We start from the raw sequence: 20407 nt of genomic DNA, 5'->3' as shown, positions 1-20407 counted from the left end.
ATCCGAGCCGAGAGACCATGCCGCCGTCGGGGCGACGGGTGACCGACGAAGCCGGACGGACAACCATGCAGTCAATCCCCACGAAGGCCCATCCGCAGTCTCGATTGCGTGCCTATCTGAGCACGCCGCGTCGGCCGCGATTCGTGGTCGAACTCGCGTTGATCGCGTTGAGTTACTGGGTCTACTCACTCATCCGCAACGCGGTGCCCGAGCGGGAGCATCTCGCCGTGGACCGCGCCAGGCAACTGCTGGATCTCGAACGTACGCTGCACATCGACATCGAACACAGCGTCAACCACGCCGTCAACGGCGTCACATGGTTGATCGTGTCGATGAACTACTACTACGCGACGCTGCACTTCGTGGTGACCATCGGCGTCCTGGTGTGGCTCTTCCACCGGCATCCGGGCCGCTACCGAGCCGTGCGCACGGTGCTGTTCCTGACCACCGGCGTGGCGTTGTTCGGATACTTCTTCTTCGCACTGGCCCCACCCCGGCTGCTGCCGGGCGCGGGCTACATCGACACCGTCCTGGTCCACCACACGTGGGGCTCGATGGCATCCGGGGACATGAAGAACGTCTCCAACCAGTACGCCGCGATGCCGTCGATGCACATCGGCTGGTCGACGTGGTGCGCGATGGCGATCGTGATGTTCGCGCGGCCGACGTGGGTCAAGGTGCTCGGGGTGATGTACCCGATCGCGACCCTGTTCGTGATCGTGGCGACCGGCAACCACTTCGTGCTCGACGCGGTCGGCGGCTGGATCACCCTCGCCGCGGCCTTCGGCCTGCAGTGCGTGCTGAACGGGCGCTCCGCGTACCGCTTCCCGCAGTACCCGACGGACGATCCGCGCGCGGCAATGGAGCCCGGTGGTGGACCCGCCGAGCCCGCGCCCGAGCCCGAGCGCGCGCACGCGGGTGTGGGCGGCCGGGGCGGGCCCGACGACGATGACGACGACGCCCGGCCCGAGCAGCCTCAGCGCGAGCCCGTCGAAGTCTCGTCCTCGCCGTAGAACACCCGCTCCACCACGACCCGGGCGAGCCGGGTCACCCGGCGGTACTCCTCGATCAGGCTGCCGGTCTCGTCCGACGGGTGGCCGAGCAGCCGGGCCACCCCGCCCAGCTCGCGCACATCGGTCGGAAAGCTGTCCGAGGACCGGCCGCGCACGATCATCACCGCGTTGCGCACCCGGGTGGCCTCGACCCACGCGTCGTCCAGGATCTGGGCGTCGTGTCCGTCGAGCAGTCCCGCGTCCCGGGCCGCCGCGAGGCCCTGTCGGGTCCCGGTCACCCGCAGCGCGGGCACGGCGTGCGCGTGCCGCAGCTGCAACAGCTGGACCACCCATTCCACGTCGGCCAACCCGCCGCGCCCGAGCTTGGTGTGCGTGGTCGGGTCGGCGCCGCGCGGCAGTCGCTCGGACTCGATCCGGGCCTTCATCCGGCGGATCTCGCGCACCTGGGCGTCGTCGATCCCGCCCCACGGGTGCCGCAGCGGATCGACCATCGCCAGGAACCGCCCACCCAGGTCGGCGTCCCCGGAGGTGAAGTCGGCGCGCAGCAGCGCCTGGCTCTCCCACAGCTTGGACCAGCGCTCGTAGTAGGCCCGGTAGGACGCCAAGGTGCGTACCAGCGGGCCCTGTCGCCCCTCGGGCCGCAGGTCGGCATCGATCAACAGCGGCGGGTCCGTGGACGGGATCTGCAACAGCCGGCTCACCTCGTGGCACACGCTGTGTGCGGCCCTGGTCGCGGCCTCCTCCTGCGCGCCCTCGATCGGTTCGTGTACGAACATCACGTCCGCGTCACTGCCGTAGCCCTGCTCGTAGCCGCCGAACCGGCCCATCGCGATGATCGCGATCCGGGTCGGGATCGGCCCCATGGTGCGCTCGCACGCGTCTATCGCGGCCCGGAGCGCGCCGGTCAGCGTCGCCGCGTTGACATCGGTGAGCGCCTTGCCGATGGCATCCACGTCCAGCCGGCCCAACACGTCGGCCGCGACGATCCGGAACAACTCGCGGCGACGCACGCTGCGCGCCGCCTGCACCGCGCTCTCCGGCCCCGGCGCGCGCCCCACCGCGGCCAGGATCTCGGTCTCCAGCGCCGCCCGTGAGCGCGGCCGCAGCCCGTCCACGTCGCCGAGTATGGCCACCGCCTCGGGCGCCCGCAGCAGCAGATCCGGCGCCAACCGCCCGGACGCGAGCACCCGGGCCATGTACTCGGCCGCCGCGCCCGACGAACCCGCCCCTGAGTCGCGGAGCAGCCGCAGGTACCAGTGCGTGTTGCCGAGCGCGTCGGAGACCTGCCGGAAGGCGAGCAGCCCGGCGTCGGGATCCGCCGAGTCGGCGAACCAGCTCAGCATCACCGGCAGCAGCGTGCGCTGGATCGAGGCGCGCCGGCTGACCCCGGACGCGAGCGCCTCCAGGTGGCGCAGCGCGGCGGCCGGGTCGGCGTACCCCAGGGCCTCGAAGCGGGCCCGCGCGGCCTCCGGGGTCAGCCGCTGCTCGCCCGCCTTGAGCCGGGCGACCGCGTCCAGGAGCGGCCGGTAGAACAACTTCTCGTGCAGTCGGCGGACCTCCACCGTCTGCTGCTTCCATGCCTTCTCCAACTCGCCCACCGGGTTGGCGCGCATGCCCATCGAGCGGCCGATCCGGCGCAGTTCGCCCGGGTCGGTCGGCATCAGGTGGGTGCGGCGCAGCCGGAAGAGCTGGATCCGGTGCTCCAGCGTGCGCAGGAAGCGGTATGCGGCGTCCAGCGCGGCACCGTCGTCGCGGCCCACGTAGCCGGCCGCGGACAGCGCGGCGAGCGCGTCCAGGGTGGCGCCGCAGCGCAGCGCCGGATCGGACTTGCCGTGCACCAACTGGAGGAGTTGGACCGCGAATTCGATGTCGCGCAGGCCGCCGGGGCCGAGCTTGACCTCGCGCTCCACCTCGCGTGCGGGGATGCTGTCCACGACGCGGCGGCGCATCGCCTGCACGTCGGCGACGAAGTTCTCCCGGCGGGCGGCGGTCCACACCAGCGGGGACACGCTGTCCAGGTACCTGCGGCCCAGCGCCGCGTCGCCGGCCACCGGTCGGGCCTTGAGCAGGGCCTGGAACTCCCAGGTCTTGGCCCAGCGTTCGTAGTAGGCGAGGTGGCTGGCCAGGGTGCGGGTGAGCGGGCCGTTGCGGCCTTCCGGGCGCAAGTTGGCGTCCACCTCCCAGATCGAGCCCTCGATCGTGGTCGCCGAGCAGGCCCGCATCAGCGCGCCGGCCAGCCGGTTGGCGGCGGCGACCGCGATGCCCTCGGGCACGCCGGGGGGCGCCTCGGCGACGAAGACCACGTCCACGTCGCTGATGTAGTTGAGTTCGCGTCCGCCGCACTTGCCCATGCCGATCACCGCGAGCCGGCACTGCTCGGCCTCGACCGGGTGTTCGCGCCGGACCAGGTCGAGCGCGGCGTCCAGGGTGGCGCCGGCCAGGTCGGCGAGTTCGGTGGCCACGGTCGGCTCGTCGGCGCTGCCGCACACGTCGCGGGCGGCGATCGAGAGCAGGCAGCGCCGGTAGCCGATGCGCAGCGCGTCCAGGGCCGGGTCGCCGCGCAGGCCGGCGGTGGCGGTGGTGAGCACGGCGTGGAAGTAGGCCGGCGTGGGCCGGGCGTCCTGCACGTCGTAGGTGACCAGGGTGCGCCAGTCGTCGGGGTGGCGCGCCAAGTGGTCGCCCAGGGCCGCGCTCACGCCCAGGACGCCCAGTATCCGGTCCCGGAAGGGCTTCGCCGAGGCGAGGGTGGACAGCAGGACCGAGCGGTCGGCGGCGGCCTCGGCGAGCCGGACCAGGCCGAGCAGCGCGAGGTCGGGGTCGGCGGTGGCGGCGAGCGCGTCCAGGAAGAGCGAGTCGTCCCCGGCGCCGAGCAGTGCCGGGTCGCGCAGGTGGCGCGCGGCGGCCGCGATGTCGGTGAAGCCGAGCCGGACCAGGCGCCCGTCGGTGGCCGCCGGTTCACGAGGCTGATCCGCAGAGGTCACCGGCCGAGCGTATCCGGTCAAACGGCTGATCGATCAAGAACGGAACTGGGAATGTGGACGCGCCGCACGGGGCTCGCCGAGCCCCCCGACCGCGGCGAACTCGAATGCGGCGCGCCCTTGCCCGGTGGCGGACGACGATTCCACTCTGCGAGCCGTCCGTCCCACGGCCCGAAGAGGCCTCCGTAGCAACGAGCCGCCATACGCCACCGTACGGAACGTCACCCTACGTTAGCGTAGGTGCCATGCGCAACGGTGTTCCCTCGGAGAGGGTTCAATCAGACGACGAACCGGAACGGCCCGCTCGCCCCGGCCGCCGTACCCTCAGCCGAGAGGACTGGGCTCGGGCCGCCCTGGAGGCGATGCGAGAGGGCGGCCTGGGTGCGGTCGCGGTGGAACCCCTCGCGGAGAGCCTCGGCACCACCAAGGGCAGTTTCTACTGGCACTTCAAGGATCGCGACTCGCTCATCCAGGCCGCCCTGGAGCGCTGGATGGCCGAGTCCGAGGAACTGATGGCCGCGGCCGAACGCATCGAGGATCCGGCGGAGCGCGGCCGCCGGCTCACCGAGTACGCGTTCACCGCACCCAGTGGTGCGGACATCACCACCACGCTGCTGATCCACGCCCAGCACCCGGTGGTGGGCCCGATCCTGGAGCAGGTCACCCGCCGCCGCCTGGAGTTCGGCGCCCGCCTCACCGAGGAACTCGGCCTGCCCGCCGACGCCGCCTACCGGCACGCGCTGACCGCGCTGACGATGACCGTCGGCATCGCGTTGATCCGCCGGGGTGCGCCGCAACTGCTGCCCCAGGGCGAGGACAAGGACGCCTACGTCCGCTACATCCTGGAACTGCTCGGCCCGCCGATGACGTGAGCACCCGCGCGCTGCCCGACGACGAACGGCCCGACCCCACGCCGGGGTCGGGCCGTTCGCGTCGCGCTCACCCGCGGGCGACGGTGCGCTCAGAGCACCGGCAGGTAGCGCTTCAGTTCGAAGGGGGTCACCTGCTGGCGGTACTCCTCCCACTCGTGCCGCTTGTTGCGCAGGAAGAACTCGAAGACGTGCTCGCCGAGGATCTCCGGCAGCAGTTCGCTGCGCTCCATCAGCGCGATCGCCTCGGCGAGGTTCTGCGGCAGCGGTGCGATGCCCAGTGCGCGGCGCTCGGCGTCGGTCAGCGCCCACACGTCGTCCTCGGCGCCGGCGGGCAGTTCGTAGCCCTCCTCGACGCCCTTGAGCCCGGCGCCGAGCAGCACGGCGTAGGCCAGGTAGGGGTTGCACGCCGAGTCGATCTGGCGCACCTCGATCCGGGTGGACTGCCCCTTGGTGGGCTTGTACATCGGCACCCGCACCAGCGCGGAGCGGTTGTTGTGCCCCCAACAGATGTACGAGGGGGCCTCGCCGCCCATGCCCGCGGTGCGCGCCGACGCGCCCCACAGCCGCTTGTACGAGTTGACCCACTGGTTCGTGATCGCGGCCATCTCGCCCGCGTGCATGAGCAGTCCCGCGATGAACGAGCGGCCGACCTTGGAGAGCTGGTACTCGGCGCCGGCCTCGTAGAAGGCGTTGCGGTCGCCCTCGAACAGGGACAGGTGGGTGTGCATGCCCGAGCCCGGGTGCTCGGAGAACGGCTTGGGCATGAAGGACGCGTGCACGCCCTGCTCCAGCGCGACCTCCTTGACCACCAGGCGGAAGGTCATGATGTTGTCCGCCGTGCTCAGCGCGTCCGCGTAGCGCAGGTCGATCTCCTGCTGGCCCGGCGCACCCTCGTGATGGCTGAACTCGACCGAGATGCCCATGTTCTCGAGCATCGTGATCGCCTGTCGGCGGAAGTCCTGGCCGACCGGCTGCGGGGTGTGGTCGAAGTAGCCGCTGTGGTCCACCGGGGTCGGCGGGCGCCCGTCGACCGGCTTCTCCTTGAACAGGAAGAACTCGATCTCGGGGTGCGTGTAGAAGGTGAAGCCCTTCTCCGACGCCCGCTCCAGGGTGCGCTTGAGCACGAAGCGCGGGTCCGCGAAGGACGGCGAGCCGTCGGGCATCAGGATGTCGCAGAACATCCGCGCGGTACCGGGCGCCTCGGCCCGCCACGGCAGAATCTGGAACGTGGCCGGATCCGGCTTCGCCAACATGTCGGATTCGTGTACCCGCGCGAATCCCTCGATCGCCGAGCCGTCGAACCCGATGCCTTCCGCGAAGGCCTGTTCCAGCTCGGCCGGAGCCACCGCGACCGACTTCAGGAAGCCGAGCACATCGGTGAACCACAGCCGCACGAACCGGATGTCGCGCTCCTCCAGGGTGCGGAGCACGAACTCCTGCTGCTTATCCATAATTCCCTATCCTTGCAGGTCGGACGGCCTGTGAGCGATCGGCAGGGGCACTGCGGGGCACACGAGTATCCCGCTTCAGGGTTTCGGGCACATTACGTACCCTTTGCGTTGCACTCCTGCTCGCACACGGGTACCGCCGTGCTCGCGTGACTCCCGTGGTCCTGTACCCCGAGAACCGCTCCATGGGCGACCTGCGGGATACCTTCTTCGCGCGGCGTCGCACCCTCCGGGGATCCCGTCGGGCGAGCCGTCGGGGCCCGGTGGTGAACTGTGCCCAGGGTATCGCCCGAGTGCTGTGCCGCCGAGCCCCGGGCCTGCTCGAACAAACGCCTTTCGCCCGCCGTTCGCCTGCGGTTTTCCGGCCGGCCGAACAACCGCCATCGCATCCGGGACCGGGTCCGCGCGGCGCGCCGTCGACACCCGCCCCACTATTCGTCACTTTGACGCCAAGGGTCGGGTACATTGAGTCGGGTGACCCGGATTCGCATCGCCCTCAGCCAGATCGACCCCACGGTCGGCGATCTCCACGGCAACGCAGAACTGATCCTCGGCCGCACCCGGCAGGCCGCCGACCGCGGCGCGTCGCTCGTGGCGTTCCCGGAGATGGCGCTCACCGGTTACCCCGTCGAGGACCTGGCCCTGCGCGCGTCCTTCGTCGAGGCCTCCCGACTCGCACTGGAGGCGCTCGCGGCCCGGCTGGCCGCCGAGGGGCTGGGCGAGATCGCGGTCGTGACGGGCTATCTGGACCGGTGCGCGGTGTCCACGCCGCGGCTGGGCCGCCCGGCCGGGGCCCCGCAGAACGCGGTCGCGGTGCTGCACGGCGGCCGGATCGTGGCCCGCTCGGCCAAGCACCACCTGCCCAACTACGGCGTCTTCGACGAGTACCGCTACTTCGTCCCGGGCGATGGACTCCTGGTCACCCGGATCGGCGGGATCGACATCGCGATCGCGGTCTGCGAGGACCTGTGGCAGGAGGGCGGCCCGGTGGCCGCCGCACGCGCCGCGCGGGTCGGCCTGCTGCTGTCGATCAACGCGTCGCCGTACGAGGCCAGCAAGGACGACTCGCGCCTGGAGTTGGTCCGCCGCCGCGCCCGCGAGGCCGATTGCACCCTCGCCTACGTCAATGCCTTCGGCGGTCAGGACGAACTCGTCTTCGACGGCGACTCGCTGATCGTGGACGCCGAGGGACGGGTGCTCTCGCGCGCCGCGCAGTTCCGCGAGGAGTTGCTGATCGCCGACCTGGACCTGCCCGAGCGCACCGTCGACGACAGCGTGTACAGCGGGGGCGACGTGGTGGCCGACGGCCTGACCATCCGGCAGGTGATCGTCACCGAGCACGCCGCGCCGGTGCCCGCCCCCGCGGCCGAGCCCTCGATCGCACCCGCCCTGTCGGACGACGCGGAGATCTACGGCGCGCTGGTCCTGGGGCTGCGCGACTACGTGGTCAAGAACGGCTTCGGTTCGGTGCTGCTGGGCCTGTCCGGCGGGATCGACTCGGCCCTGGTCGCGGCGATCGCGGCGGACGCGGTGGGCGGCGCGAACGTGTACGGCATCTCGATGCCGAGCCGCTACTCCTCCGAACACTCCAAGGACGACGCGGCCGACACCGCCGAGCGGATCGGGCTGAATTACCGCCAGGTGCCGATCGCGCCGATGGTGGACGCCTACCTGGGTGCGCTCGGACTGACCGGCCTGGCCGAGGAGAACCTCCAGGCCCGAGTGCGTGGCACCACCTTGATGGGCCTGTCCAACCAGGAGGGCCATCTGGTCCTGGCCACCGGCAACAAGAGCGAGCTGGCCTGCGGCTACTCCACGCTCTACGGCGACGCGGTGGGTGGTTTCGCGCCGATCAAGGACGTGCCCAAGACCGTGGTGTGGCGGCTGGCGCGCTGGCGCAACGCGGAGGCCGAGCGGCGCGGCGAGGTGGCGCCGATCCCGGTCAACTCGATCACCAAGCCGCCGAGCGCCGAACTGCGCCCGGGCCAGGTCGACGCCGACTCGCTGCCGCCGTACGAACTGCTCGACGACATCCTGGACGACTACGTCGAGCGCGACATCGGTCGCGACGCGATCGTGGCCGCGGGCTTCGAGCCGGCGATGGTGGACCGCATCCTCCGACTGGTGGACACCGCCGAGTACAAGCGTCGGCAGTACCCGCCGGGTACCAAGATCTCGCTCAAGGCGTTCGGCCGGGACCGGCGACTGCCGATCACCAACCGATGGCGCGAGAGCGGCTGAACGCGCGCTCGCACATCCACCCGAGGGCGCGAGGGCGCGAACAAGCGCGGGCATGCGCGAGGTGTAGAGGCGTACAAGGGCACGCGAAGGGGCCCGACCGATGCGGTCGGGCCCCTTCGCGTTTCGGCTCAGCGCAGTCGCAGGTCCGCCAGGACCGGCATGTGGTCGCTCGGCGTGCTGCCCAGCACGCGGGCATCCGCGGCGGCCATCCCGCGGTACATGATGTGGTCGATCGCGGCCATCGGGAACGACTCGGGCCAGGTGAAGCCCATTCCGGTGCCCGCCGCGTCCTGCGCGTCCCGCAGGTATCCGGTGATCGGCCGGAGCGCGCGATCGTCGGTGGTCCCGTTCAGGTCGCCGGCCAGCACCACGTGCGGCGCCGTCTCGACCGCGAGCGACCGGGCCAGTGCGCCGATCGTGCGGTTGCGGTCGCCGACCGTGAAGCCGCTCGGACCGAAGCGCACCGACGCCAGGTGCACGGCGTAGAACGCGACGTCGCCCTTGGGCGTCTTGATCGTCGTGCGCAGCGCGCGGGTGAAGCCCATCCCGACGTCGACCGCCTCGGCCTTGTTCATCGGGAAGCCGGCCGTGGTCCACACCGCGACCGTGCCCTCGTGCTGCACGTTCGGGTACCGGTCCTTGAGCACCGCGTTGTACAGCTTCCAGGCGCCCTCGGGCAGTTCCTCCAGCGCGATCACGTCCGCGTTCGCGCCCAGCAGCGAGCGGGCGGTGCCGGCCGGGTCCGGGTTGCCCGCGTTCACGTTGAGGCTGACCACCCGCAGGTCGTGCGGGCCGCCGCCGCGGCCGGGCAGGAAGAATCCGCCGAACATGGTCACCCAGACCAGGATCGGCAACATGGTCGCGGCGACCGCGGTCCACGAGCGACGGATCGCCGCGCAGACCAGCAGCACCGGGACGATCAGACCGGCCCAGGGCAGGAAGGTCTCCACGAAGCTGCCCCAGTTGCCCGGCGTGTTGGGCACCAGCCGGTGGAACGCGAGCGGGAGGGTGGCCAGAACCGCGAACACCGCGATCACCCGGCCGCGACGCCACGGCGGGGTGCGCCAGATACGGACCGCGTCCTCTCGGATTCGCTGCCACGACCATCGTGACCCGAGCCGCGGACTCCCGTCGCCGGCCGGTTGCGGCTCGGCTCCGGTGTCCGTCGTGGTGGGCCACGTCATGCTGCCTCCTGAAGTCCCGGGTTCGCGTCCCGGCTGCGTCCGCGCCAACGTACGAACAAAACGTCGCCTACGTCGAAACGGACGCCGGAAAGCGTCCGATAGGTTCCCTATGGCTCAGGAGCGAGCACGAATCCCGCCGAGCAGCGCATCCGCGATCTGCCCCGGCAGCTCCGGCTCCAGACTTGCGTTCTCCCGTACGAGCTTGCGTACCAGTATGGGGCCGGTGACCAGGTCCATCAGGACCTCCATCGGCAGGTCGGCACGCAGTTCGCCGGAATCCACCCCACGCTGCAACAGACCGCGCAGAATCGCCCGGCGCTTCTCCACGACCACCTCGTGATAGCGCCGGTGCAGTTCGGGATGGCTGCGCATCTCGCCCGTGAGCATCCCCATCAGCCCGTCGCCGCGCTTGTCGACGGCCTGCAGGCGCATGTGCTCCAGGACCAGGACCAGATCCTCGCGCAGCGACCGGCCCTTGAGCACCGCCGGCATCGCCTCGGCCGCCTCCACGGCCGCGACGATCAGCGCCTCCTTGCCGGGCCAGCGGCGGTAGATGGTGGCCTTGCCCACCCCCGCCTCCTGGGCCACCGCCTCGACGGAGATGGCGGCGATGCTGCGGTGTTCGTCGAGCAGGCGCAGCGTCGCGTCCAGGATCGCCCGTTCGGCCTCCTCGCTGCGCGGCCGACCCCGGCGCGGCTTGTCCACCGCGCCGGGGTCGGCCACCGGGTCGACCGGGGGTTCGGCCGTGGGGTCGACCGGGGGTACGGCCGCTGATGCGGATGTCGCAGGCTGCATGTCAGACCTTCGCGGAGCGCTGTTCCTCGGCGGACGGCTCGACCGCGCCCGCCTGGGGGGCAGTCTGCCCGGCCTCGGGGCGCGGCATCCACAGGAACACCACGACCGCACCGATCAGCCCCACCACGGCGGATCCGATCGAGGCCGCGTGCATGGCGTCGATGAAACCGTCCTTGGCCGGGTCCACGAGCGCCGCGCCCTTGTCGCCGAGTCGGCCCGCCACCGCGAGCGTCGCCTCGACCGAGTCGCCGGCCGGGCCCTTGGGCACGTTCGGCGGGAGCTTGTCCAGGTCGCCGGAGATCCGGTCCCGGTAGACCGAGGACAACACCGAGCCCAGGATCGCCACGCCGAGCGCGCCGCCGACCTGGCGCACGGTGTTGCTGACCGCGGAGCCGGCGCCGGCCTTCTCGCGCGGCAGCGAGGACATGATCGAGTTGGTGGCCGGTGGCATCACGTGCGCCATGCCGGCGCCCTGGAAGAAGAACACCACGCACAGGATCCAGATCGGCGAGGTGCGGTCCATCCCCAGGAAGGCCAGGAAGCTCAGGCCGACCACGAGCATGCCGCCGGTGGTGACCGCACGCACGCCGAACCGCTTGACCATCCCCGAGCTGCGCGCCGAGAACATCAGCTGCGCGACCGCCAGCGGGAGCAGCAGCAGACCGGTCTGCAACGGGGTGTAGCCGCGCACGCTCTGCAGGTAGAAGGCCATGAAGAAGGTCACGCCCATGAGCGCGAAGAACACCAGGCCGATCGCGCCGGCCGCGGCGGAGAAGGCCGGGTCGCGGAAGAACTTGACGTCCAGGGCGGGGTGGTCGCTGCGCTTTTCGAACCACACGAAGAAGCCGAGGATCAGCAGGCCGAGCACGATGGTGCCGAGCACCTCCACGCTGCCCCAGCCCGCGTCGCCGCCGCGGATGATGCCGTAGACCAGCGAGACCAGACCCGCGATGGACAGCGCGACCCCGATCGGGTCCAGTCGGCCGGGCTTGGGATCGCGCGAGTCCGGCACCAGGAGCAGCATCGCGACGATGCCGACCAGCACGATCGGGACGTTGATCAGGAAGACCGAGCCCCACCAGAAGTGGTCGAGCAGCGCGCCGCCGGTGATCGGTCCGATCGCGATCGCCAGGCCCACCGCGCCGGACCAGATGCCGATCGCCTTGGGCCGCTCCTGCGGCTCGAACACGTTGCTGATGATGGACAGGGTGGCCGGCATCACGAAGGCGCCGCCGAAGCCCATCACCGCGCGGGCGGCGATCAGTTGCTCGGGGCTTTGCGAGTAGGCGGAGAGCAGCGACGCGAGGCCGAAGATCGCCATGCCGAACAGCAGGGTGCGCTTGCGACCGAAGCGGTCGCCCAGGATGCCGGCGGTGAACAGCAGGCCGGCGAACACGAGGGTGTAGGAGTTGATCGCCCACTGGAGTTCGCTCTGGGTGGCGCCCAGACCCTTCTCCGGATCGGCGATCGTCTTGATGGCGACGTTGAGGATCGAGTTGTCGAGGACGACGACCAGCAGGCTGATCACCAGCACGCCGAGGATGGCCCAGCGGCGGCGATGTATGTGCTCGTCGACCGTGCGCACGGTGGGAACGTTCGCTGAAGTCACGGGTGAAGCTCGATTCATCGGACAGGTGAGACTTGTTCTGGTTGCCTCACAGGCTAGGGGCAATTTACGAAACGAGACCGTCTCGTATTGCAAAGCCTCGGCAAATGCCGGCCCCGGCGATCCCTCGGAATCCGGCGTCCGACTCCCCTGTTGTCCTGTAACGGCGCGTGTCACCATGGCGTTGTCCGGGGACGCCGTCCGAGCGCCTCGAGTCGGGAGAACACCATGTCCAGCAACAATTCCCCGCAGTCGGCAGCAACTTCGGCCGACGGTCCGGGATTGACCCTGTACGGCGGCGAGGGCACCGGGCGCCGGGTCACCGTGCGCGACCTCGCCCGCGCGAAGCGGGCCGGCGAGCGCTGGCCGATGCTCACCGCGTACGACGCGATGATCGCCTCGGTATTCGACGACGCGGGCATCCCGGTGCTCCTGGTCGGCGACTCCGCGGGCAACAACCATCTCGGCTACGAGAACACCGTGCCGGTCACCCTGGACCAGTTGGTGATGCTCACCGGCGCGGTCGTGCGCGGCACCAAGCGCGCGCTGATCGTGGCCGACCTGCCGTTCGGTTCGTATCAGGAATCACCCGAGCAGGCCCTGCGCAACGGCGTGCGGCTGCTCAAGGAGGCCGGCGCGGGCGCGGTCAAGCTCGAAGGCGGACAACGCTCGGCGCGTCAGGTCGAGGCGCTGGTCGCCGCGGGCGTGCCGGTGATGGCCCACCTCGGGCTCACCCCGCAGTCGGTGCACGCCTTCGGTGGCTACCGGGTCCAGGGCCGGGACGCGGAGAGCGCCGAGCAATTGATCGCGGACGCCAAGACGATGCAGGCCGCGGGCGCGTTCGCGGTGGTCCTGGAGTGTGTGCCGGAGGAATTGGCCGCGCGCGTGACCGACCTGCTGGAGATACCCACCGTCGGCATCGGCGCGGGCGTGCAGTGCGACGCCCAGGTGCTGGTGTGGACCGACATGGCCGGCATGACCACCGGCCACACGGCCAAGTTCGTCAAGCAGTACGTCGACCTGCGCGGCGCCCTCGGCGATGCGGCCAAGGCGTTCGCGGGCGAAGTGGTCGGCGGCGTCTACCCGGGGCCGGAGCACACGTTCCACTGAGTGCCCGGACCCGGTGCCCGGACGGGGCCGTACGATCGAACGGCCGTACGGCCCCATCCCGCACCTGGAGCAGTTCGTGACGCACCCCTACGGAGATTACGGTCGCCGCCCCGCGGCCGGCTCGCTGCGCCACGTGCGGCCGAGTCCGATCTTCCTCGCGATCGTCGCGGTCTGCGCCGCCTCGACCTGGTACACGTGGCACGACGACGGCACCTCGGAGGCGGCCACCCGGACCGGGGTCTTCCTGCTGGTGATGTCGGGCTGGCTGGTGTCGTTGTGCCTGCACGAGTTCGCGCACGCGTTCGCCGCGCTGCGCTCGGGTGACGACAGCGTGGTGGGCAAGGGCTACCTGACCCTGGATCCGCTCAAGTACAGCGACCCGCTGCTGTCCTTCATCCTGCCCACGATCTTCGTCCTGCTCGGCGGCATCCCGCTCAGCGGCGGCGCGGTCTACCTGGACCGCTCGGCGATCCGCGGCCGGGCCCGCAACAGCCTGGTGTCCGCGGTGGGGCCGCTGACCAACGCGGTGCTGGCGATCGCCCTCGCCCTGCTGCTGTCCTCCGGCGCGGTGGACGGCGCGAGCCCCACCTTCACCGCCGCGTTCTCGTTCCTGATCCAACTCCAGGTGATCGCCGCGGTGCTCAACCTGCTGCCGGTGCCCGGCCTGGACGGCTACGGGGTGATCGAGCCGTGGTTGCCGTACGACTTCCGCCGGGCGATCGCGCCGTACGCGCCCTACGCGATCCTGTTCCTGTTCGCGCTGCTGTGGTCGCCGTCGGTCAACGGCTGGTTCTACGACGTGATCGACCACATCACCGACGCGCTGGACGTGTCGCCGTTCCTGGCGGGCGACGGCTACCGGTTGTTCCGCTTCTGGTCCTGAGGGTCGGCGCGGCGCCGCCCGCCTCGGGCGCGCCGCCACATCCGAGTGAGCGGGCCCGGGCGGCGCGGGGGTCGGGTCTCGTCCGGCGTCAGGCGGTGCTCGGGAATCTCGTAGCGCTGCAGATAGCCGCCCACGAAGGCCTGGCCGGTGGCCGCGATCGGGATCGCGATCAGCGCGCCCACCGCGCCGAGCAGCGCGGCGCCGGCGATCACCGCGCCGAACGCGAGCGCCGGGTGGATCTCCACCGTGCGCGCGGTGACCCGCGGAAGCAGCAGGTAGTTCTCGAACTGTTGGTAGGCGGTGGCGAACAGCACCACCCACACCGCGGTCAACGGGCTCACCGTCATCGCGATCAGCGCGGGCAGCACGATCGCGATGTAGGTGCCCACGGTCGGCACGAACTGCGAGATCAGCCCGACCCACAGCGCGAGCGGGACCGCGTACGGCAGGTCGAGCACCAGGAAGGCGACATAGTGCGCGAACGCCGAGATCAGCGCGAGCGCGGCACGCGAGTACAGGTACCCGCCGGTCTTGTCGATCGCGATCTCCCACCCGCGCAGCACTTCGGCCTGCCGCTCGGGCGGCAGCAGCGAGCACACCGCGCGGCGCATCCGCGGGCCCTCGGCGGTGAAGTAGAAGGTGAACAGCGCGATGGTGAACAACTCGAACAGGCCGGCCACGATCTTGGCGGACAGGCCGAGCGCGTTGTTCGCCACCCGCTCGGCGTAGTTCTGGACGGTGCCGGAGTCCTTGAAGATGTCGCCCTGGATCTTCTCCACCGTCAGGTCGGTGTCGAACGTGCGGTTCACCCACCCGACCAGGTCGTCCAGGTAGTCGGGCAGGTGGTGCGCGAACGCGACCACCTGGTCCACCAGCAGCGAGCCCACCACCGCCAGGAAACCGGCGCAGGCCAGGAAAACCACCACGAACGCGATGCCGGTGGCCACCCCGCGCCGCATGCCGCGCCGGGCCAACCGGTCCACGGCCGGCTCGAAGGCCAGGGCGAGGAAGAACGCGAGCAGCAGGTCGATCAGCAGCGAGCGCAGGTGCGCCAGCGTCCAGCCGAGCAGCCGGAAGCCCGCGATCATCGCCAGGATCATGAACACGGCCCGCGGCAACCACTCCGGCATCCGATCGCGCGAGGCGTCCCGCGCGGCGGGCGTGTCGGGTGTGGTCACATGGGCTCCCTGTGCTCTCCCGCACCACTGGTGTCGTGATGCATGTCGATGACAGAAAGAGACTAGAGCGTCACCCTGTGTTCGCTCGGCATACCGCCGGGCATGCCCGGGTCTTGCCCGGTGTTGCCTGGGACGGATCCGACCGGATCAGGCCCGTTTGGTCGTCGGCAGGTCCATCGAGACGCACACCCCGCGCCAGACGTCCTTGGCCTCGATGCCCGCCGCCAACGCTTCGTGCACGGTCCGCCCGCCCAGCTCGGACATCACGTGGTCGCGGGCGAAGGACTCGGCGTACGAGTCGCCGAAGTGGGCGCGCATGCGTCGCCAGAAGTCGGTGAGTCCCATGCGACCAGTATCCCGGTAGCGCCGACTCCCGCGGTCGCCCGCTCGTCGCGCGACGCGGATGTCGGAGCCACGCGGCACCATGGGGAGTTATGCCACACGACGACCCCGCTTCGGTCCTGGCCGGTTTCTCTCCCGCCACCCGGGAGTGGTTCACCGGCGCCTTCCACGCGCCGACCCGGGCCCAGGAGGGCGCCTGGCGCGCCATCGCCGAGGGCAAGGACGCGCTGGTGGTCGCGCCGACGGGGTCCGGCAAGACGCTCGCGGCGTTCCTGTCCGCGCTGGACCGGCTCGCCGCCGAACCGGTGCCGGCCGACCCGCGCCGGCGTTGTCGGGTGTTGTACATCTCGCCGCTCAAGGCACTCGCGGTCGACGTCGAGCGCAACCTGCGCAGCCCGCTCACCGGCATCCGGCAGGCGTCCGTGCGCCTGGGCCTGCCCGAGCCCGAGGTCACCGTGGGCGTGCGCTCCGGCGACACCCCGGCGGCCGATCGACGCCGCTTCGCCACGAAGCCGCCGGACATCCTGATCACCACGCCCGAGTCGCTGTTCCTGATCCTCACCTCGCAGGCCCGCGAGGCGCTGCGCGGGGTGGACACGGTGATCGTGGACGAGGTGCACGCGGTCGCCGGCACCAAGCGCGGCGCACACCTGGCGCTGAGCCTGGAGCGGCTGGACGAACTCCTGGAGCGCCCCGCGCGCCGGATCGGCCTGTCCGCGACCGTGCGCCCGGTCGAGGAGGTGGCCCGCTGGATGCGCTCGACCGGCGACGTGCACGTGGTCCAGCCGCCGGCCACCAAGACCTTCGAGCTCTCGGTCGTGGTCCCGGTCGAGGACATGGGCGAACTCGGCTCCGGCAGCGGCGACTTCGACGAGGCCGGCAACGAGCGCAAGACGTCGGTGTGGCCGCACGTCGAGGAACGCATCGTCGATCTGATCCAGGCGCACCGCTCGACCATCGTGTTCGCCAACTCGCGCCGCCTGGCCGAGCGACTGTGCGGCCGGCTGAACGAGATCGCCTACGAGCGGGCCACCGGCGAGGAACTGCCCAAGGACTCCTCGCCGGCCGAGCTGATGGCGCAGGCGGGCAGCAATCGGGGCGCGCCCGCGCTGCTCGCGCGCGCCCACCACGGCTCGGTGTCCAAGGAGCAGCGCTCCCAGGTGGAGGAGGACCTCAAGGCGGGTCGGCTGCCCGCCGTGGTGGCCACCTCCAGCCTGGAGCTGGGCATCGACATGGGCGCGGTGGACCTGGTCGTCCAGGTCGAGTCGCCGCCCTCGGTGGCCTCCGGCCTGCAACGGGTGGGCCGGGCCGGGCACCAGGTCGGCGCGATCTCGCGGGGCGTGATCTTCCCCAAGTTCCGCGGCGACCTGGTGCAGACCGCGGTGGTCACCGAGCGCATGCGCGAGGGCGCGATCGAGTCGGTGCGCGGGCCGCGCAACCCGCTGGACGTGCTCGCGCAGCAGATCGTCTCGATGGTGTCGGTCGAGGACCGCGACGTGGACGCGCTGCTCGCGCTGATCCGCCGGGCCGCGCCGTTCAGCGCGCTGCCCGTGTCGGCCTACGAGGCGACCCTGGACATGCTCGCCGGCCGCTACCCCTCGGACGCGTTCGCCGAACTGCGCCCGCGGATCGTGTGGGACCGGGTCGGCGGCGTGCTCTCCGCCCGCCCGGGCGCCCAGCGGCTCGCGGTCACCTCCGGCGGCACCATCCCCGACCGCGGCCTGTTCGGCGTGTTCCTGGTCGCCGGCGACGCGAAGTCGCGGGTCGGCGAGTTGGACGAGGAGATGGTCTACGAGTCCCGGGTGGGCGACGTGTTCACGCTGGGCACCTCGTCGTGGCGGATCGAGGACATCACCCACGACAAGGTGCTGGTCTCGCCCGCCCCCGGGGTGCCGGGCAAGCTGCCGTTCTGGCACGGCGACGCGCTGGGGCGGCCGGTGGAACTGGGCCGCGCACTCGGCGCCTTCGTGCGCGAGGTGGGCGCGCTGCCGGCGGAGCGGGCGCGCGAGCGGGTGGCCGCCGCGGGCCTGGATCCGTGGGCGGTGGACAACCTGCTCGGCTACCTGGGCGAGCAGCGCGAGGCATGCGGCCACATCCCGGACGACCGCACGATCGTGGTCGAGCGCTTCCGCGACGAGCTGGGCGACTGGCGGGTCGTGGTGCACTCGCCGTTCGGCGCCCAGGTGCACGCACCGTGGGCGCTGGCCATCTCGGCCCGGCTGCGCGAGCGCACCGGTCTGGACGTGCAGACCATGCACGGCGACGACGGCATCGTGCTGCGGCTGCCGGATTCGGGCGACCCGTTCGGCGAAGTGCCCGACGACCTCGCGGCCGGTGCGCTGCCGTCGGACTTCGCGGTGTTCGAGGAGGCCGAGGTGGAGCCGCTGGTGACCGCCGAGGTGGGCGGCTCGGCGCTGTTCGCGTCCCGCTTCCGCGAGTGTGCGGCCCGGGCGCTGCTGCTGCCGCGCCGGATGCCGGGCCGCCGCACGCCGCTGTGGCAGCAACGTCAGCGCTCGGCCCAACTGCTCGCGGTGGCCAGTGAGTACGGCTCGTTCCCGATCGTCCTGGAGACGATGCGCGAGTGCCTCCAGGACGTGTTCGACGTGCCCGGTCTGACCGGCCTGATGCGCGACATCGCCACCCGCGCGGTGCGCATCGTCGAGGTCACCACGACCGAGCCGTCGCCGTTCGCCCGCTCGCTGCTGTTCGGCTACGTCGCGCAGTTCATGTACGAGGGCGACTCGCCGCTCGCCGAACGGCGTGCGGCGGCGCTGGCGCTGGATTCGCGGCTGTTGGCCGAGTTGCTCGGCCAGGCCGAGCTGCGCGAGCTGCTCGACCCGGAGGTGCTGGCGCGCACCGAGGCCGAGTTGCAGCGGCTCGCCGAGGACCGCCGGGTGCGCGACGCGGAGGGGGTCGCCGACCTGCTGCGGCTGCTCGGGCCGCTGACCACGGCCGAGGTCGCGGCGCGCGCCACGGAGGCGTTCGAGGCCGGGTGGCTGACCGGCCTGGAGGACTCCCGCCGGGTGATCCGGGTGCGGATCGCGGGCGAGGAGCGCTGGGCGGGCATCGAGGACGCCGGCCGGCTGCGCGACGCGCTGGGCACTCCCCTGCCGGTCGGCGTGCCCGAGGCGTTCACCGAGCCGGTCAAGGATCCGCTGGGCGACCTGCTGGCCCGGCACGCGCGCACGCATGGGCCGTTCCGGGCGGGCGAGGCCGCCGCCCGCTTCGGCCTGGGAGTCGCGGTGACCACGGGCACGCTGGAGCGGCTGGCCGCGGGCGGGCAGGTGGTCTCCGGCGAGTTCCGCCCGGGCGGCTCCGGCCTGGAGTGGTGCGGCGCGGAGGTGCTGCGGATGTTGCGCCGGCGCTCGCTGGCGGCGCTGCGGCACGAGGTGGAGCCGGTGCCGCCGGTCGCGCTGGCCCGGTTCCTGACCGTGTGGCAGGGCGTGGGTGCGAGCGGGGTGCGCGGCCCGGACGGTCTGATCCGGGTGATCGAGCAGCTCCAGGGCGCGAGCGTGCCGGCCTCCGCACTGGAGAAGCTGGTGCTGCCCTCGCGGGTGGTCGACTACCACCCCGCGATGCTGGACGAGCTGTGCGCGGCCGGCGAGGTGGTGTGGGCCGGGCACGGCGCGCTGCCGGGCAAGGATGGTTGGCTCTCGCTCTACCTCGCGGACGCCGCGCCCTATCTGCTCCCGCCTCCGGTTCCGCTGGAGACCACGTCGCTGCACAGCGCGCTCCTGGCCGCGCTGACGGGCGGCTACGCGCTGTTCTTCCGGCAACTGACCGAGCGGCTGGACCTGCCGACGCCGGCGTCCGAGGCGGCGATCGCCGAGGCGCTGTGGGACCTGGTGTGGTCCGGGCAGGTCACCGGCGACACGCTGACCCCGCTGCGCGCGCTGCTCGGCTCGGGACGCACGTCCGGCTCGACCGCGCACCGGGCCCGGCGGGCGACCCCGCGCGGGCGGTACGCGGGGCTGAGCCGGGGACGGCCGGTGGCGCCCGGTCGCGGCGGGCCGCCGACCGTGGCCGGCCGCTGGTCGCTGGCGCCCGCACCCGAGCCCGATCCGACCCGGCGCGCGCACGCACTGGCCGAGACGCTCCTGGACCGGCACGGCGTGGTCACCCGCGGCGCGGTGGTCGCCGAGGGCAGCCCCGGCGGCTTCGCCGCGGCCTACAAGGTGCTGAGCGTGTTCGAGGACGGCGGCCGGGTCCGCCGGGGCTACTTCGTCGAGGGCCTGGGCGCCGCCCAGTTCGCCGCCGACGGCGCGGTGGACCGGCTGCGTGCGTTGCAGGGGGCGAGCGAGCGCCGTGAGCCGCACGAGCGGCCCGGCGCGGTGGTGCTGGCCGCCGCCGACCCGGCCAACCCGTACGGCGCCGCGCTGGCCTGGCCGGACCGGCCCGGGGAGGCCGCGGGCGGGCACCGGCCGGGCCGCAAGGCCGGTGCGCTGGTGATCCTGCTCGACGGCGAGCCGATCCTGTACATCGAGCGCGGCGGCCGCACGCTGTTGTCCTGGACCGACGACCCGGACCGGGTCGGCCCGGCGGGCGAGGCGCTGGCCGCCGCGGTGCGCGCGGGCGCGCTGGGCAAGTTGACGGTGGAGAAGGCCGACGGCGCCGAGGTGTTGACCTCTTCGCTGGGCAAGGCCCTGGAGGCCGCCGGATTCCACGCCACCCCCAGGGGGCTGCGCCTGCGAGGGTGACACCGTTTCGTTACACGAGCGCCCGGTCCACGAAACACCCCGGTCATGTACGTCGCGCAG

General features: G+C 71.8%; 13 protein-coding genes. 6 read left to right on the top strand and 7 right to left on the bottom strand.

The window, feature by feature from the left end; all coding sequences use genetic code 11:
• Positions 1-65: 65 nt before the first annotated feature.
• Positions 66-1013 (top strand): phosphatase PAP2 family protein, encoded by a 948-nt coding sequence (locus tag ACZOOI_RS21055; protein ID WP_465277292.1) that lies wholly within the window; start codon positions 66-68, stop codon positions 1011-1013.
• Here the strand turns inward: ACZOOI_RS21055 and ACZOOI_RS21050 are convergent.
• Positions 977-3994: a bifunctional [glutamine synthetase] adenylyltransferase/[glutamine synthetase]-adenylyl-L-tyrosine phosphorylase gene (locus ACZOOI_RS21050; protein ID WP_465277291.1), complete on the bottom strand. Its 3018-nt coding sequence runs from the start codon at positions 3992-3994 to the stop codon at positions 977-979. The two genes, ACZOOI_RS21055 and ACZOOI_RS21050, sit on opposite strands and share 37 nt — an antisense overlap.
• 104 nt (positions 3995-4098) lie before the next feature.
• Between ACZOOI_RS21050 and ACZOOI_RS21045 the strand changes: the two genes are divergently transcribed.
• Positions 4099-4863, top strand: coding sequence for a TetR/AcrR family transcriptional regulator (locus ACZOOI_RS21045; RefSeq protein WP_396005535.1), 765 nt, complete (start codon positions 4099-4101; stop codon positions 4861-4863).
• 89 nt (positions 4864-4952) lie between these two features.
• Here ACZOOI_RS21045 and ACZOOI_RS21040 read toward each other — a convergent pair whose 3' ends face one another.
• Complete coding sequence (locus ACZOOI_RS21040) at positions 4953-6314, bottom strand: glutamine synthetase family protein (RefSeq protein WP_465277290.1); 1362 nt, start codon at positions 6312-6314, stop codon at positions 4953-4955.
• A gap of 471 nt (positions 6315-6785) precedes the next feature.
• Between ACZOOI_RS21040 and ACZOOI_RS21035 the strand changes: the two genes are divergently transcribed.
• Entirely contained in the window at positions 6786-8552 is a 1767-nt protein-coding gene (locus ACZOOI_RS21035) for an NAD+ synthase (protein WP_465277289.1), read from the top strand.
• A 128-nt stretch (positions 8553-8680) separates the two neighbouring features.
• Here the strand turns inward: ACZOOI_RS21035 and ACZOOI_RS21030 are convergent, their stop codons facing one another.
• The 3 genes from ACZOOI_RS21030 to ACZOOI_RS21020 form a co-directional block, all read right to left on the bottom strand.
• Positions 8681-9736 carry an endonuclease/exonuclease/phosphatase family protein gene (locus ACZOOI_RS21030; RefSeq protein ID WP_465277288.1) on the bottom strand — a complete coding sequence of 352 codons (1056 nt, stop codon included), beginning with the start codon at positions 9734-9736 and terminating at the stop codon, positions 8681-8683.
• A gap of 114 nt (positions 9737-9850) precedes the next feature.
• On the bottom strand, positions 9851-10531 hold the full coding sequence (locus ACZOOI_RS21025; RefSeq protein ID WP_396005529.1) for a TetR/AcrR family transcriptional regulator: 681 nt from the start codon (positions 10529-10531) through the stop codon (positions 9851-9853).
• A 1-nt stretch (position 10532) separates the two neighbouring features.
• The gene (locus ACZOOI_RS21020) at positions 10533-12158 is read right to left on the bottom strand and encodes an MFS transporter (RefSeq protein WP_465277287.1); all 1626 of its coding nucleotides are present in this window, start codon (positions 12156-12158) and stop codon (positions 10533-10535) included.
• 207 nt (positions 12159-12365) lie between these two features.
• Between ACZOOI_RS21020 and panB the strand changes: the two genes are divergently transcribed.
• Together panB and ACZOOI_RS21010 are read left to right on the top strand one after the other, a co-directional pair.
• Positions 12366-13247: a 3-methyl-2-oxobutanoate hydroxymethyltransferase gene (panB, locus tag ACZOOI_RS21015; RefSeq protein ID WP_465277286.1), complete on the top strand. Its 882-nt coding sequence runs from the start codon at positions 12366-12368 to the stop codon at positions 13245-13247.
• Positions 13248-13323: 76 nt separating this feature from the next.
• A complete protein-coding gene (locus ACZOOI_RS21010; RefSeq protein ID WP_465277285.1) occupies positions 13324-14130 on the top strand; it encodes a site-2 protease family protein in 807 nt (268 codons plus the stop codon).
• On the opposite strand, the gene ACZOOI_RS21005 is transcribed toward ACZOOI_RS21010, so the two are convergent.
• Both ACZOOI_RS21005 and ACZOOI_RS21000 read right to left on the bottom strand, forming a co-directional pair.
• Positions 14103-15308 carry an AI-2E family transporter gene (locus ACZOOI_RS21005; protein WP_465277284.1) on the bottom strand — a complete coding sequence of 402 codons (1206 nt, stop codon included), beginning with the start codon at positions 15306-15308 and terminating at the stop codon, positions 14103-14105. The two genes, ACZOOI_RS21010 and ACZOOI_RS21005, sit on opposite strands and share 28 nt — an antisense overlap.
• Positions 15309-15455: 147 nt before the next feature.
• Positions 15456-15653, bottom strand: a complete 198-nt coding sequence (locus tag ACZOOI_RS21000; protein WP_360304842.1) for a DUF3046 domain-containing protein — start codon at positions 15651-15653, stop codon at positions 15456-15458.
• 89 nt (positions 15654-15742) lie between these two features.
• Between ACZOOI_RS21000 and ACZOOI_RS20995 the strand changes: the two genes are divergently transcribed.
• Complete coding sequence (locus ACZOOI_RS20995; RefSeq protein WP_465277283.1) at positions 15743-20347, top strand: ATP-dependent helicase; 4605 nt, start codon at positions 15743-15745, stop codon at positions 20345-20347.
• Positions 20348-20407: the final 60 nt, after the last annotated feature.

Source organism: Embleya sp. L77, assembly GCF_055557415.1.
This window is presented reverse-complemented; position numbering and strand designations above follow the sequence as displayed.

Excerpts from the sequence above, each read along its gene's own strand:
- ACZOOI_RS21045 (WP_396005535.1), top strand. The coding sequence starts at position 4,099 with ATGCGGCGCGCCCTTGCCCGGTGGCGGACGACGATTCCACTCTGCGAG.
- panB (WP_465277286.1), top strand. The coding sequence starts at position 12,366 with ATGTCCAGCAACAATTCCCCGCAGTCGGCAGCAACTTCGGCCGACGGT.
- ACZOOI_RS21040 (WP_465277290.1), bottom strand. The coding sequence starts at position 6,314 with ATGGATAAGCAGCAGGAGTTCGTGCTCCGCACCCTGGAGGAGCGCGAC.
- ACZOOI_RS21020 (WP_465277287.1), bottom strand. The coding sequence starts at position 12,158 with ATGAATCGAGCTTCACCCGTGACTTCAGCGAACGTTCCCACCGTGCGC.
- ACZOOI_RS20995 (WP_465277283.1), top strand. The coding sequence starts at position 15,743 with ATGCCACACGACGACCCCGCTTCGGTCCTGGCCGGTTTCTCTCCCGCC.
- ACZOOI_RS21055 (WP_465277292.1), top strand. The coding sequence starts at position 66 with ATGCAGTCAATCCCCACGAAGGCCCATCCGCAGTCTCGATTGCGTGCC.
- ACZOOI_RS21000 (WP_360304842.1), bottom strand. The coding sequence starts at position 15,653 with ATGGGACTCACCGACTTCTGGCGACGCATGCGCGCCCACTTCGGCGAC.
- ACZOOI_RS21030 (WP_465277288.1), bottom strand. The coding sequence starts at position 9,736 with ATGACGTGGCCCACCACGACGGACACCGGAGCCGAGCCGCAACCGGCC.
- ACZOOI_RS21025 (WP_396005529.1), bottom strand. The coding sequence starts at position 10,531 with ATGCAGCCTGCGACATCCGCATCAGCGGCCGTACCCCCGGTCGACCCC.